Genomic DNA, 13,673 nt, shown 5'->3' with positions numbered 1-13,673 from the left:
TCGAGCTGAGTTGCAAAGCTGGAGGACTCCTGAGGCAGGTCCGATCAATGGTCATCGATCGATCCTAGTGATAGTGGCCGTGATGCGCGGCCGCATCGTGCTCATGCTCGTGATGATGGTCGTCGCCATCGTCGGCGCACCGGCCGAATTCCGGTTCCACGGTGGCATGGCTGATGCCGTGCTCGCTGGCAAGCCGCTTCTTGATGGCGCTGACCGCCTGATGGGCATCGACGCCCTCGTTGAGGCAGGCATGCAGCGTCGCCATGCTGCTCGACCCGTCGAGCGACCAGATGTGCATATGGTGCACCTCGCGCACGCCCTGGACCGTTGCCTGAATGTCCCCGGCGATCAGGTCGCGATCGAGGCTCGGCGGCACGCCTTCGAGCAGGACGTGGGCGGCGGCGCGCATCAGCGACCACGCGGTGGACAGGATCAGCAGCGAGACCAGCACGGACAGGATCGGGTCGATCGGCGTCCAGCCGGTCGCCAGGATGACCAGCGCCGCGACGATCGCGGCTGCCGAGCCGAGCAGGTCGCCGAGCACATGCAGGATGGCGCCGCGCATGTTGAGGTTGTCTCGATCGCCGCCATGCAGCACCAGGAAGGAGCCGATATTGACCAGCAGGCCGAGGATCGCCACCACCAGCATCGGCCCGCCCAGCACCGGCGCCGGTGTCAGCAGGCGATCCCACGCTTCGTAGACGATCCACAGCGCGATGACGAAAATGGCGATGCCATTGGTGTAGGCCACCAGCGTCTTGACGCGGCCGAAGCCGTAGGTGAGCTGGCCGGTTGCCGGCCGGCCCGCCAGATGGAAGGCATACCAGGCCAGGCCGAGCGCAATGGCGTCGGCGAGCATGTGGCCGGCATCGGCCAGCAGCGCCAGCGACCCGGTAAACAGGCCGCCTAGCGCCTCGGCCACCATGAAGCCGGCGGTCAGGCAGGCCGCGATCAGCACGCGCTTCTTGTCCGTCGAGCCGTGCACATGGCCACCGCCGTGATCGTGCCCGCTGTGATCGTGGATATGCGCCAAATGGCAAACTCCCGTTAGGCGCCGAATTCCGCGCGAAAATCCTCGAGCCGGCGGTTCTGCTGGCCATTGGCGTCGAAGTTGGCCGGATCGAGCCAGGCTTCATAAGCCTTGCGCAGAGCCGGCCATTCCTTGTCGATGATCGAATACCACGCGGTGTCGCGGTTTTCACCCTTGACGATGAGATGCTGGCGGAAAATACCCTCGAACTTGAAGCCGAACCGTTCCGCCGCGCGCTTCGACGGCCCGTTGCGGTTGTTGCACTTCCATTCGTAGCGGCGATAGCCGAGTTCGTCGAAGATGTATTTCATGAACAGGAACTGCGCTTCCGTCGCCGCCGGCTTGCGCGAGATGAGGGGTCCCCAGTAGATGTTGCCGATCTCGATGACGCCATGGGTCGGATCGATGCGCATCAGCGTCTGGCGGCCGGCGACCTTGCCGCTTGCCTTGTCGACAATAGCGAAGAACAGCGGATCCTCGCTCGCCTCCACCTTGTCCAGCCAGGGCTGGAAGGCGGCGCGGGTTTCCGGCGGATAGTCGGGCAGCCACGCGAAGCGGCCGTCGACGTCGGCCACGGACGACGCTTCATAGAGGCCGTCGCCATGTGTTGCGGCACTCAATGGCTCGAGCCTGACATAGCGGCCCTCTAGAACCTTGCGCTCCGGGCGCGGGCGCGGCTGCCAGTCTTTGATATTTTCCGACACCGAAAACTCCAATCCGTTTGACTTTTGCGGGCGGACGCTCACAAAAACGCTCGCCAACAGTAAGAACCACAGGGACGGGAAAAATGCTCCACACGATTTCGGCCTTCGACCGTCTCGGCGAGGAAAACGCTTTTGCCGTGCTGGCGCGGGCAACGGCGCTGGCGAGCCAGGGCCGCGACATCGTCAATCTCGGCATCGGCCAGCCCGACTTCAAGACGCCGCAGCACATCGTCGAGGCGGCGATCAAGGCGCTGCGTGACGGCCACCATGGCTACACGCCGGCCAATGGCCTGCTGGCGACCCGCGAGGCGGTGGTGCGGCGCACGCTGACGACCACCGGCGTCGAGGTCTCGCCGGAGGCGGTGATGATCCTGCCCGGCGGCAAGCCAACCATGTTCGCCGCCATCCTGATGTTCGGCGAGCCCGGCGCCGAGATCCTCTATCCCGACCCCGGCTTTCCCATCTACCGCTCGATGATCGAGTTCACCGGTGCAACCCCCATTCCGGTGCCGATGCGCGAGGAGAACGGCTTCGCCTTCTCGGCCGAAGAGACGCTGGGGCTGATCACGCCGAAGACCAGGCTCTTGATCCTCAACTCGCCGGCCAACCCGACCGGCGGCGTCACCCCGCGCGCCGAGATCGAGAAGCTGGTCAAGGGGCTTGAGAAGCATCCAGACGTGGCCATTCTCTCCGACGAAATCTACGATGTCATGACTTATGACGGCGAGACGCATTGCTCGCTGCTTGGCTTTCCCGAGATCCGTGACCGGCTGATCGTGCTCAACGGCTGGTCCAAGACCTGGGCGATGACCGGCTGGCGCATGGGCTGGTCGATCTGGCCGAACGGCGACAAGGGCGCCCACCTCTACGACAAGGTGCGCAAGCTGGCGGTCAATTGCTGGTCCTGCGTCAACGCACCAAGCCAGTTCGCCGGCATCGCGGCGATCGACGGCCCGCAGGATGACGTCGACACCATGATGCGCGCCTTCGACAACCGCCGGAAAATCGTGGTCGAGGGCCTGAATGCCCTGCCAAACATCTCCTGCATCACGCCCAAGGGCGCGTTCTATGCCTTCCCCAATGTCTCGAAGACCGGCTGGAAGGCCAAGAATCTCGCCTCGGCCCTGCTCGACGAGGCCGGTGTGGCGCTGATCGGCGGCCCCGATTTCGGCATTCTCGGCGAAGGCTACATCAGGCTCTCCTACGCCAATTCCGAGGAGAACATCCTGCGCGCGCTGGAGCGGATCGGGGCGTTTCTGGCCAAGTGAGGCTCAGCGTCGCCGCGCGAGCCGGATAGCTTGCCACCGCATTCCATGACGGTGTCATGAGCCGTCCGGAGGCGCGTAGCCAAGGCTGTGCGGGCATACCGAAAACGGCTACGAATTCCCGTATCAGGACCAATGGGGGAATCTCGCATGTTCTATACAATACTTGCCTATCACGTGGAAGATGCGATCAAGGCGCTGACTCCTCAGGAAGATGCGGCGCTGATGGCCGACCTGCTGAAGATCAACACAAGGCTTCATGCGGAAGGCACGCTTGGACCGTCGGCGCGTCTGGGGGCGACGCAGGATGCCTTCACCCTGCGCGGCCCGGGCGACGGCATGATCATCGACGGCCCTTTCGCCGAGACCAAGGAACAATTGCTCGGCCTCTATGTCGTCGACTGCGTCACCAGGGATGACGCCATCGCGATCGCCCGCGATCTTCGTCGTGTCAATCCGACCGCCGTTTACGAGATCAGGCCCATTCTACTCTTCAAGCCCGGCGTGCCGCTGGCGGAAAAATGAGGCACGGGCAAAAGCGCCGCCAGCGCCCGCTGCTCACCCACGCCCCACGAACGGCATCTTGGTCGCCATCACGGTCATGAACAGCACGTTGGCGTCGAGCGGCAGGCTGGCCATGTGCAAGACCGCGTCGGCGACGCGTTGGACATCCATCACCGCTTCGGCTGATATCGAGCCATTGGCCTGCGGCACGCCGACGGTCATCGGCTGCGCCATGTCGGTCAATGCATTGCCGATGTCGATCTGTCCGCAGGCGATGTCATAGGGGCGGCCATCGAGCGCCAGCGTCTTGGTCAGCCCGGTGATGGCGTGCTTGGTCGCCGTATAGGGCACCGAGCCCGGGCGCGGCGCATAGGCCGACACCGAACCATTGTTGATGATGCGGCCGCCCATCGGCTTCTGCTTGCGCATGGCGCCGAAAGCCGCGCGCGCGCACAAGAAAGATCCGGTGAGGTTGACGCCGACGATATCGTTCCAGACCTCGACCGGGATCTCGTCGATCGGCGTCGACTTGTAGCCCATGCCTGCATTGTTGAAGAGCAGATCGACCCGCCCGAAAGCCTCCGCCACGGTCTCGAACAGATCGTCGACCTCACCGGCCTTGCTGATGTCGCAGACAACCGCCAATGCCTTGGCCTCGGTCGGCCCGATCTCGGCGATCGCGGCATCCAGCACCGGCTTGCGGCGCCCGCAGAACACCGTATTCCAGCCGGCCTTGAGCAATGCCGTGGCTACGCTCTTGCCGATCCCGGTGCCGGCCCCGGTGACGATGGCGGTCTTTTGCTCGGTCATGGCTGATGTCCTCCGGCAGCGATGTGCGTGCTCGCCTGATCTACAAATTTGGTTCGGGTGGAGAAGGCATCGCAAATGATGGCAGCGATGGCAAGCGCGGCCACTGGGACATGGCCTCGAAAAGTGAACCCATTTATTTGGAGGGCAGCCGGCGAGGACGGACAAAAAGGGCGGTCATTGGCGACCGCCCTGATCTGAACCGGGCTTGGGAGGAGGAAAAGCCGATCCGACTGTGTAGAATCATGCGCTTCCTGAGTTAACGAAAGGTTAACGCCTCCACGGCCTGTGTGCCAATCCGGGTTACCACTGCGGATTGGGTGGCGTACCCTCGGCCGTGGGCACTTTCGCCGCCGAAACCGTCGCCTCGACATGGTCGATCAGCGAGTCCGGCAGGCCGAGCCGCCCGGCAAGCAGGTCGAGGTAACCGCGCTCGGCGCGCGTGTCGGGGTCGATCGTGAGGCGCGACGCCGTGTAGAGTTCGAGCTTCTGCGCATCAGTATGAGCACCCGCCACCAGCGTGTCGAGGTCGAGTGGGCTCTCCATCTCCGCCATCAGGAATTTTTCCGCATCGGTGCCGATCCCGGCAAGGCTGAGCTTGCCGGCGATCTTCCGGCGCTCTTCGTCGTCGACATGGCCGTCGGCCTTGGCCGCCGAGATCATCGCCCGCACCAAGGTCAGCGTGAACTCATCCTCGCCTTGCGGCGCCTGCGACGGTGGAAGGCGGTGTCCTTGGGCGGCGGCAGCAATTCCGGCTCGCCGGCGGCGGGCACCTGTTCCGGTGCGTTGCCGGCCTTGTAGTTCTGGTAGGCCTTGTAGGCGAGACCACCGATGGCGGCCAGTCCGCCGAGCTTCACCGCGGCACCCGTCACCTGCCGGCCGGCGCCGGTCCCAAGCAGCACGGCGGCCAGCGCACCGGCGGCCAGCGGATTGTCCTTGGCCATCTGCACCGCCTGGCCGGCCTTGTCGCGGACCGTGCCGCTGGCACCGGGAACTTGCGAGCCGAGCAGATCGTCGAGAAGCTTCTTGGGATCGAACATCGATGCCTCCAGGATTTGCCCAGCCGAACGGGCAGGTTTCGAACGCCGAAGACGTAGGTCCCGAAGTTTGACATTGCAATGACAGTGCCTCGGTTTGCCCGGCCCCGGCGCCCTCGATCAGGACCCGATGTGCGGTCCCCTGCCCCGCGCTTGCGCGAGCTCGACCTGTCGCTGCCGCTCCGCGTAGCGCTTCCGGTCTTCGTCCGAGCGGGCGTCAAAACAATGCGGGCAAGAAACGCCGGCGGCATATCGAGGCGAAGCCAGCTCGCTTGCCGTCAGCGGATGGCGGCAGGCACGGCAAAGCTCCGCATCACCTTCGGTGAGGCCGTGCGACACCGAAACCCGCTCGTCGAAGACGAAGCACTCGCCTTGCCACAGGCTCTGCTCCGCTGGAACCTCCTCAAGGTATTTGAGGATGCCCCCCTTGAGGTGGAACACGTCCTCGAAGCCGAGTGACTTCACATAGGCGGTCGCCTTTTCGCAGCGAATGCCGCCGGTGCAGAACATCGCCACCTTGCGTCCTTCGAGATCCGCCCGATGCGCTTCCACCCAGGCCGGGAATTCGCGAAAGCTCGCCGTCGCCGGGTCGACGGCGCCCTTGAAGCTGCCGATCGAGACCTCATAGGCGTTGCGCGTATCGATGACGATCGTGTCGGCTTGCGAGATCAGCGCATTCCAGTCGCCCGCCTCCACATAGGTGCCCGCACTTGCCGCCGGGTCGATGGTCTCGACGCCCATGGTGACGATCTCGCGCTTCAGCCGCACCTTCATGCGGTGGAAAGGCATGGCCGCGGCACTGCTGTACTTGACCTCGAGACCCGACAGGCCGTCGATCGCTTCGATGTGTTCGATCAGCGCGGCGATCGCTTCGTCGCTGCCGGCGACGGTGCCGTTGATGCCCTCATGCGCCAGGAGCAGCGTGCCCTTGATGCCGCGCCCGCAGCAGAAGGCCGCAAGCGGAGCGCGCAACGCTTCGAAAGCATCGAGCCGGGCAAAACGGTAGAGCGCGGCGACGCGGGCTGGCTGGGATGGCGCGGGCAGTGTTGTCATTGCCAGAGCAACTAGACGCTAGTAGAAGCCGATTCAAGTGAAACGGGTTCGATCCGTCTGTCATGGCCCTGTCGGGAAAGAACCTTTAAGCTGAGCGGCAACGCGTGACATCGCGCCGCGATGGGTTCCGTGGACAGGGCAATACCTGTCTGCTAATCGGTTGAAATTCCCTTCGATACGCCCCCGACAAGGAGAGACCGAATGTCCAGCAAGACCGAGAACCTCCTGTCGCTCCTCAATGGCCAGCCGGTCATTCCGGTGTTGAAGATCGCCAACGTTGCCGATGCGGTGCCGCTGGCCCGTGCCCTGGCGCGTGGCGGTCTGCCGGCGATCGAGATCACGCTGAGGACCGCGGATGCGCTCGAAGCGATCCGTCGCGTGGCGGGCGAAGTCGAGGAAGCCATCGTCGGCGCCGGCACCGTTCTGGATGCCAGCCAGTTCGACGAAGCGGCCGCGGCCGGTTCGCGCTTCATCGTCAGCCCCGGCATCACCCGCGAGCTTCTGGCTGCCGCCTCCGACAGCGAGGTTCCGCTGCTGCCCGGCGCCATCACGCCCGGCGAGATCATGGCCGCGCGCGAAGCCGGCCTGCGCTTCCTGAAATTCTTCCCGGCCGAACAGTCCGGCGGCATCGCTTCGCTCAAGGCTTTTGCCTCGCCGCTGGCGGACGTCAAGTTCTGCCCGACCGGCGGCATCACCGGCAAGAACGCGGCCGATTATCTCAGCCTGTCCAATGTCATCTGCGTCGGCGGCTCATGGGTGGCGCCCGACGACATGGTCAAGGCCGGCAAGTGGGATCAGATCGAAGCGCTCGCACGCGCTGCCAGCGAACTCGGGAAATAGCGTCTTTCCGCACGGCATGAAAAACCCGGCCGACGAGCGTCGACCGGGCCTTTTTGACTGGCTAGTCCAGACTGCGATCAGTTGCAGACCTTGACCGTCTCCGTCACCTTGTGATGGTGCCGCCAGTGCGTCACCACCCTGGTGCGGCAGTGCTTCTTCATCATGTGCATATGATTGTCGGTCTTGACGACAACGGTCTCCGCCTGTGATGGCGCGATCGCGGCCGATGCTGCCGCCAGCGCCATAACTGATGCCAGTAGAATCTTTTTCATGAATATCCTCGGGTTGGAGCGTACCCACACTAAACCGGAAATGAGTGGGCCGTTCCCGCTTCACGAGAAGTTCAGCCGCGCGTGATCCTCAGGGATCGGAGACCGCATGCATCGCACCCTGGGACAGCAAGAAGCCGCGCGGATCGCCCGGCGCGGCCTCGGCATACTGCGGCCTGTTCGTTACTTCGTCTGGAAGCGGGCGACAGACAGGAACTTGACGGCGTTGCCGGTAAAGCGATTGGCGTCGGCCACCTGATTGTCCTGCTGGAAGCCGGCCGTATAGACCTCGCTCGGCGGCGTATGCACGATGTTGTAGGCGTAACCCGGCGCAGTCGTCGCACTCGAAACGGTGGCGACGTTCTCGCCGCTGGTCAGTGCCCAGCGGGCGGCCTGCGGCGCTGCGGCAACCACTACGGCCCTGGGGCCAGGCTTCTGATCGCGGGCGGTGGCCCTGGCCTCCTTGCGGGTCGTCTTCACACCGGCGCCGATCGCGGCGGCCGGATCCGAACCGGCCGGCCGGCCGGCAACAGCCTGGCGCGGCGATGCCGCATCGACGCCGGACGGATCGTTGAAGGCTGAACGCGGTTCCACGGCCAGCGAGGCGAGCTGATATTCGTCGGCCGTGCCGGCCTTGGCATTGGCCTCGTCGAGCACGGCCTTGACGGCATCCGGCTTGGCCGGCTCGGGACGCGCCGTCGGCAGCACGGAGAACGCATCCGTCGCGGTCTTGCCCTGGTCAGCCGTTTCGGCCAGCGCCATCAGCACGTCCTTGCTGGGCGGCGGCGCGAGATCCGCCGGCAGCGTGCGTTCGGGACGCCATGTCGGCAAGGGGATATTGTTGACCGCGACCTGCGCCGGATCGGCTGCCGCTGCCAGCGCCGGATCGGCCTTGCCGAAAGGCATGTTCGCCGGCGCCTGCGCGGTCGCCACGGCCTGTTCCGTGGTGGTCGTCGCATCCGCCGTGGCGAAGGGAACGTTTTCAGGCGTCTGTGCGCCGACATCGGCCTTCGGCCGAGGCGCGAAATCGGGCAGCGGGATTTCCTTGGCCGGCAGCGCCGCGATGATTGTCTCCGGCGTGTCCTTCTCCGGTTCCGGAGCCTGCTCGTCGGCAATCTGCGGAATGTCGGCGCGCTGGGCATTCTCGGGGGCCACGATGGCAATGCCAGGCAGGTTGCCGCTCTTGGCTGTCGCGGCCGGCTTCAGATTTCTAGCCTTGGGCGCGGGTGCGGCCGAAGCGGTCTCGACGTCTGCGCTGTCGTCGGCCTCGTCATCGCCACCGCCGCCGAAGAAGGCAGCGAGGAACCCGCCGGATTTCTTGCCGCTGCCGCCGGCGCTGGCCACTTCGATATTCGGTGTGCCCGAACCCTTGCGCGACTTGTAGGAGGCCAGCGCCTGTTCATAGCCGGGCAGCGGCCGGCCATCGCTCGGCACATGCAGCGTCTTGCCATTGGGGAACAGGCTGACCAGTTCCTGGCGGCTGATGCCGGGCCAGTGGCGCACATTGCCAACATCCATATGGACGAATGGCGAACCGGAGGTCGGGTAATAGCCGACGCCACCGCCCTGCATCTTGAGGCCGATGTTGCGCAGCTTCTTCAGCGGTACGCCGGGAATGTAGAAATCCATCGCCTTGCCAAGCATATGCTGGCTCTTCTCTGCGACACCGCGGCTGCGGCTGCGCAGCATCGAATTAGTGGACGGCGAACGGTAGCCGCAGACGACCTGGATATAATCGGTGGCGCCACTTTCCCGATACGCCTCCCAGACCAGATCCAGCAGACGCGGGTCCATCTTGGTCGGCTCGTTGCGACGCCAGTCGCGCAAAATGATGTTGATCTTCCTCAGGCCTTCGGGAACGTAGCGACCGTTGCGCTTGTAGACGATCTCCGCCTTCTCATGCGTGTGAAGATGGTAGAGCTTCAGCGAACGAACTTCGGCCTGGGCGCCCGTGGCGGCCGCGGCAACAAAACCAAATGCGACAATCACCGCCGCCAACCATCTCGGCCAGACGCTCAAATGATAGTGCCGCCCGTTTGTGAGTCGTTCGATTCTGTTCAAATCAAAAGGCCTTGCAGGCTGCCGTTTGTCCCCGGATTTGCCCAAACGGACGTGTCGTTTTCACATCCGAATATCGATCCTAATGGTTAATCATCGCTTATTGAAGCCAAAATGCGGTAAGACCATGGCGATATCCCGTCAAAAATTGTCCGCAAGGTTTCTTGGTAAACCGCTGGTTTAGATCAGGATTCCGGCTTGGGCCGAACACGATCTGTTACCGTCGGCCTCAATGCGTGAACAATACCCCGTCGAGCGCCGCCATTATCCGGCGACGGCGCTCTGTCGAACCATATAATGACGAGGGAAACTGGTGCCTGCCTTGCGGCTCAGGAAGCGAGCCTGTCGACGCGGCCGGTTTCCGGGTCGATGCCATATTCCTTGAGCTTGCGGTAAAGCGTCGAGCGACCGATGCCGAGCCGGCGGGCGACCTCGCTCATCTGGCCATTGTAGTGATCGATGGCGAGCTTGATCATTTCGAGTTCGACATCGGCCAGCGCACGCACATTGCCGCGCTCGTCGAGCGCCCGCAGCGTACCGAAGCGGGCCTGGACCCCGGCCGGCAGCACAGCCGCCGGAGCGGTCTCGTCGGGCACGACGTCCTCGTCGCGCGGCTCCAGCGACGGCGGCGGCGCAACGCTGCTTGCTTCCAACGTGTCGTCCGCGTCGAGATTGACGGTGCCTTCCACCTGCGCGCGGATCTGCGGGAAGTCATCGGCGGTCAACACATCACCTTCGCACAGCACCGAGGCGCGGAAGACGGCGTTTTCGAGCTGCCGGATGTTGCCGGGCCAGTCATAAGCCTGCAGCACCGCAAGTGCTGCCGCCGAAATGCCTTTCAGCCGATGGCGCGGGTCGGCCGGCGCCACCTTCTCCATGAAATGCGTGACCAGATGAGGAATGTCGTCGCGGCGGTCGCGCAGCGGCGGCACGAAGATCGGGTAGACGTTCAGCCGGTAGAACAGATCCTCGCGGAATTTGCCGTCCTTGACCTGTTGCAGGAGGTTGCGGTGCGTCGCCGAAATCAGCCGGATGTCGACCTTGACGGTCGAGCGGCCGCCGACCGGATCGACCTCGCCTTCCTGGACGGCGCGCAGCAGCTTGACCTGGACGTCGAGCGGCAGGTCGCCGATCTCGTCGAGGAACAGCGTGCCGGAATGCGCCTCGACGAATTTGCCGGTGTGCTTGTCGGTGGCGCCGGTGAACGAGCCTTTCTCATGGCCGAACAGGATGGATTCCACCAGATTGTCGGGAATGGCGCCGCAATTGACGGTGACGAAGGGTTTCGAGCGGCGGTCGCCGCTGCCCTGGATGGCACGTGCCACCAGTTCCTTGCCGACGCCCGACTCGCCCTCGATCAGGATCGGGATGTGAGAGGCCGCCGCTTTCTGGCCGAGACGTATCACCCGGTCCATGGCCGGACTATGGGTGATCATGTCCCTGAAGGTCAGCAGCCCGCCGCGTTTGCGCGACGTGCGCTTGACCTCGCCCTCTACCGCCTCGACCTTGAGCGCATTGGAGATCGAGGCCTGCAGCCTGTCGGGCGAAGCCGGCTTGACGACGAAATCGAAAGCGCCGTGGCGCATCGCCGAAACCACGGTCTCGATGCCGCCCTGCGCGGTCTGCACGATGACCGGCACGCTGATGTCGCGCTCGCGCATCGCCTTCAGCACGCCGATGCCGTCGAGACCGGGCATGACCAGGTCGAGGATCACGACCGAGACATCGCGGGCGCCAGGCCCGTCGAGAACTTCGAGGCCGGCGGTACCGCCATCCACAACGATCGCGGTATGGCCGAACCGCGTCACCGCGGCCTCGAGCAGCCGGCGCTGCACGGGATCGTCATCGACTATGAGTATGGAACCTGTCATGACTGTCTTGCTTCGCCCGCGCCCGAAAACCCCATGGATCATCTTGGCACAGGGTTCTAAATAAGGTTTCAAAAAACCCGGTGAACGAATTCCTTAGGATTTGACCGGCTTCTCCATTCCCGTTGAGTCCGGCTCCGTGATTGCGGCCACGTGATTCAACTCAGGCCATTTGATTCAAAGAAGGTATCTCGATGCGCATGATGTTTGATCGGCGGATTGCAGCGCCAGCGTCCGGTCAGGGCGCTGCCGGGCTTGGCGATCTGCCGGAATGGAACCTCGCCGACCTTTATGCCGGCATGGACGCGCCGGAACTGAAGCGTGACATTGCCAAGGCGGCGGCCGACGCCGTCGCATTCGAGGCCCGCTGGAAAGGCACGCTCGCCGCCGAGGCCGGGCGCGGAACTACCGGCAGGCTGGGCGAGGCACTGGCCGCATACGAGGCGCTCGAGGAACTGATCGGCCGCATCGTCTCCTATGCCGGCCTTGTCTATGCCGGCAACACCGCCGATCCGCAGCGCGCCAAGCTCTATGGCGACATCCAGGAGAAGATGACCGACGCCAGCGCGCATCTGTTGTTCTTCGCGCTCGAGCTGAACCTGATCGACGATGCGGCGATCGAGGGCGCGCTGGCCGCCGATCCCGCCTTCGGGCATTACCGCCCGTGGGTGCTCGATCTCAGAATGGACAAGCCCTATCAGCTCGAGGACCGTGTCGAGCAGCTTTTCCACGAGAAATCGATAACCGGGCGCGGCGCCTGGAACCGCCTGTTCGACGAGACGATGACCGATCTTCGCTTCGATATCGACGGCGAGGAACTGACGCTGGAGCCGGCCCTCAATCGCTTGCAGGATGCCGACGGCGAGGTCCGCCGCCGCGCCTCGGAGGCGTTGGCCACGACCTTCCGCAAGAACCTGCGCACCTTTACGCTGATCACCAACACGCTTGCCAAGGACAAGGAAATTTCGGACCGCTGGCGCGGCTTCGAGGACATTGCCGATTCACGCCACCTCGCCAACCGCGTCGAACGCGGCGTGGTCGATGCGCTCGCCACCGCCGTGCGCGAGGCCTATCCGCGCCTGTCGCACCGCTATTATGCGATGAAGGCGCGCTGGCTCGGCATGGAGGTGATGAACCACTGGGACCGCAACGCGCCCTTGCCGGAGACGCCGCAGGCGGTGATCGGCTGGGATGAGGCCAGGAACACGGTCCTGTCGGCCTATCACCGCTTCTCGCCCGAGATGGCCGAGATCGCGCGCACCTTCTTCGACCGCAACTGGATCGACGCGCCGGTGCGTCCGGGCAAGTCGCCGGGTGCCTTCGCACATCCGACCGTACCCTCGGCTCACCCCTATGTGCTGCTCAACTACATGGGCAAGCCGCGCGACGTGATGACGCTGGCGCATGAACTTGGGCACGGCGTGCATCAGGTGCTGGCCGCCGGCCAGGGCGCGCTGATGGCCTCGACGCCGCTGACGCTGGCCGAGACGGCATCCGTCTTCGGCGAGATGCTGACCTTCCGCTCGCTGCTCGAGCGGACCACCGACCGGCGCGAGCGCAAAGCCATGCTCGCCCAGAAGGTCGAGGACATGATCAACACCGTGGTGCGCCAGGTCGCCTTCTATGAATTCGAGCGCAAGGTGCATGCCGAGCGTCGCAACGGCGAATTGACATCCGACAGGCTGGGCGAGTTCTGGCTGGAGGTGCAGGCCGAAAGCCTCGGACCGGCGATCAAGTTGCGCGAGGGCTACGAGGTGTTCTGGACCTACATTCCGCACTTCATCCACTCGCCCTTCTACGTCTATGCCTATGCGTTCGGCGACTGCCTGGTGAACTCGCTCTATGCCGTCTACCAGAATGCCGAACGCGGCTTTCAGGACAAATATTTCGAGATGCTGCGTGCCGGCGGCACCAAGCATCATTCGCAGCTTCTGGCACCCTTCGGCCTCGACGCCACCGATCCGGCCTTCTGGCAGATCGGGCTCGGCGTCATCGGCGGCCTGATTGACGAACTGGAAACGCTCGACGATTGAGACGCCTCTCGCCCGGCAAGAACAGTTTAGCCGGAATGCATGTTCGGGTCGCGCTTTTCTTGCCCTAAATATTTGTTCTTGAAGAACTCTACATCGACGTTTTCCCATAGCTTTCCGCAAGCTCTATGGTAGCTTTCCGTTTAAGCTCAGCCGGAGCGCATGCGGATCGGCGAGGGAAATCTCAGCCGGCCGTGGCGATCAGGCG

Annotated in this window: 12 protein-coding genes and 1 pseudogene; 5 read left to right on the top strand and 8 right to left on the bottom strand. The window is 64.1% G+C overall.

The window, feature by feature from the left end:
* Positions 1-64: 64 nt before the first annotated feature.
* Entirely contained in the window at positions 65-1,033 is a 969-nt protein-coding gene (locus LB554_RS04590; RefSeq protein WP_140823131.1) for a cation diffusion facilitator family transporter, read from the bottom strand.
* A gap of 14 nt (positions 1,034-1,047) precedes the next feature.
* A complete protein-coding gene (locus LB554_RS04585) occupies positions 1,048-1,734 on the bottom strand; it encodes a GNAT family N-acetyltransferase (protein WP_224583325.1) in 687 nt (228 codons plus the stop codon).
* Between the two features lie 83 nt (positions 1,735-1,817).
* Here LB554_RS04585 and LB554_RS04580 point away from each other — a divergent pair, with 83 nt between their 5' ends.
* Together LB554_RS04580 and LB554_RS04575 are read left to right on the top strand one after the other, a co-directional pair.
* Positions 1,818-3,002, top strand: coding sequence for a pyridoxal phosphate-dependent aminotransferase (locus LB554_RS04580; RefSeq protein ID WP_224583323.1), 1,185 nt, complete (start codon positions 1,818-1,820; stop codon positions 3,000-3,002).
* A 147-nt stretch (positions 3,003-3,149) separates the two neighbouring features.
* On the top strand, positions 3,150-3,524 hold the full coding sequence (locus LB554_RS04575; protein ID WP_224583321.1) for a YciI family protein: 375 nt from the start codon (positions 3,150-3,152) through the stop codon (positions 3,522-3,524).
* A 33-nt stretch (positions 3,525-3,557) separates the two neighbouring features.
* Here LB554_RS04575 and LB554_RS04570 read toward each other — a convergent pair whose 3' ends face one another.
* Positions 3,558-4,313 carry an SDR family oxidoreductase gene (locus LB554_RS04570; protein ID WP_224583319.1) on the bottom strand — a complete coding sequence of 252 codons (756 nt, stop codon included), beginning with the start codon at positions 4,311-4,313 and terminating at the stop codon, positions 3,558-3,560.
* 5 nt (positions 4,314-4,318) lie between these two features.
* On the opposite strand from LB554_RS04570, the gene LB554_RS04565 reads away from it, so the two are divergent.
* Positions 4,319-4,573, top strand: coding sequence for a hypothetical protein (locus tag LB554_RS04565; RefSeq protein ID WP_140619405.1), 255 nt, complete (start codon positions 4,319-4,321; stop codon positions 4,571-4,573).
* Positions 4,574-4,613: 40 nt separating this feature from the next.
* Here LB554_RS04565 and LB554_RS04560 read toward each other — a convergent pair.
* Both LB554_RS04560 and LB554_RS04555 read right to left on the bottom strand, forming a co-directional pair.
* A pseudogene (locus LB554_RS04560) lies at positions 4,614-5,350 on the bottom strand (tellurite resistance TerB family protein).
* Between the two features lie 117 nt (positions 5,351-5,467).
* Positions 5,468-6,400, bottom strand: coding sequence for a rhodanese-related sulfurtransferase (locus LB554_RS04555; protein WP_015315859.1), 933 nt, complete (start codon positions 6,398-6,400; stop codon positions 5,468-5,470).
* Between the two features lie 201 nt (positions 6,401-6,601).
* Between LB554_RS04555 and LB554_RS04550 the strand changes: the two genes are divergently transcribed.
* Positions 6,602-7,240, top strand: coding sequence for a 2-dehydro-3-deoxy-phosphogluconate aldolase (locus LB554_RS04550; protein WP_140619401.1), 639 nt, complete (start codon positions 6,602-6,604; stop codon positions 7,238-7,240).
* Between the two features lie 77 nt (positions 7,241-7,317).
* On the opposite strand, the gene LB554_RS04545 is transcribed toward LB554_RS04550, so the two are convergent.
* The 3 genes from LB554_RS04545 to LB554_RS04535 all read right to left on the bottom strand — a co-directional run bounded on the left by LB554_RS04545 (position 7,318) and on the right by LB554_RS04535 (position 11,438).
* Entirely contained in the window at positions 7,318-7,512 is a 195-nt protein-coding gene (locus LB554_RS04545) for a hypothetical protein (protein WP_140721389.1), read from the bottom strand.
* A gap of 180 nt (positions 7,513-7,692) precedes the next feature.
* Positions 7,693-9,528 (bottom strand): DUF882 domain-containing protein, encoded by a 1,836-nt coding sequence (locus tag LB554_RS04540; RefSeq protein WP_263485724.1) that lies wholly within the window; start codon positions 9,526-9,528, stop codon positions 7,693-7,695.
* Positions 9,529-9,896: 368 nt separating this feature from the next.
* A complete protein-coding gene (locus tag LB554_RS04535) occupies positions 9,897-11,438 on the bottom strand; it encodes a sigma-54-dependent transcriptional regulator (RefSeq protein WP_140721383.1) in 1,542 nt (513 codons plus the stop codon).
* A 191-nt stretch (positions 11,439-11,629) separates the two neighbouring features.
* On the opposite strand from LB554_RS04535, the gene LB554_RS04530 reads away from it, so the two are divergent.
* On the top strand, positions 11,630-13,468 hold the full coding sequence (locus LB554_RS04530) for a M3 family oligoendopeptidase (RefSeq protein ID WP_224583315.1): 1,839 nt from the start codon (positions 11,630-11,632) through the stop codon (positions 13,466-13,468).
* The last annotated feature ends 205 nt before the right edge of the window (positions 13,469-13,673 follow it).

It is taken from the genome of Mesorhizobium sp. CO1-1-11, assembly GCF_020164995.1.
Lineage (GTDB): Bacteria > Pseudomonadota > Alphaproteobacteria > Rhizobiales > Rhizobiaceae > Mesorhizobium > Mesorhizobium australicum.
Note: the sequence above shows the minus strand (reverse complement) of the source record. Positions and strands in the feature narration are given on the sequence as shown.

What these genes read in the sequence shown, in the direction of transcription:
- LB554_RS04580 (WP_224583323.1), top strand. Translation starts at nt 1,818, where the DNA reads ATGCTCCACACGATTTCGGCCTTCGACCGTCTCGGCGAGGAAAACGCT.
- LB554_RS04575 (WP_224583321.1), top strand. Translation starts at nt 3,150, where the DNA reads ATGTTCTATACAATACTTGCCTATCACGTGGAAGATGCGATCAAGGCG.
- LB554_RS04570 (WP_224583319.1), bottom strand. Translation starts at nt 4,313, where the DNA reads ATGACCGAGCAAAAGACCGCCATCGTCACCGGGGCCGGCACCGGGATC.
- LB554_RS04565 (WP_140619405.1), top strand. Translation starts at nt 4,319, where the DNA reads ATGTCCTCCGGCAGCGATGTGCGTGCTCGCCTGATCTACAAATTTGGT.
- LB554_RS04555 (WP_015315859.1), bottom strand. Translation starts at nt 6,400, where the DNA reads ATGACAACACTGCCCGCGCCATCCCAGCCAGCCCGCGTCGCCGCGCTC.
- LB554_RS04550 (WP_140619401.1), top strand. Translation starts at nt 6,602, where the DNA reads ATGTCCAGCAAGACCGAGAACCTCCTGTCGCTCCTCAATGGCCAGCCG.
- LB554_RS04545 (WP_140721389.1), bottom strand. Translation starts at nt 7,512, where the DNA reads ATGAAAAAGATTCTACTGGCATCAGTTATGGCGCTGGCGGCAGCATCG.
- LB554_RS04535 (WP_140721383.1), bottom strand. Translation starts at nt 11,438, where the DNA reads ATGACAGGTTCCATACTCATAGTCGATGACGATCCCGTGCAGCGCCGG.
- LB554_RS04530 (WP_224583315.1), top strand. Translation starts at nt 11,630, where the DNA reads ATGCGCATGATGTTTGATCGGCGGATTGCAGCGCCAGCGTCCGGTCAG.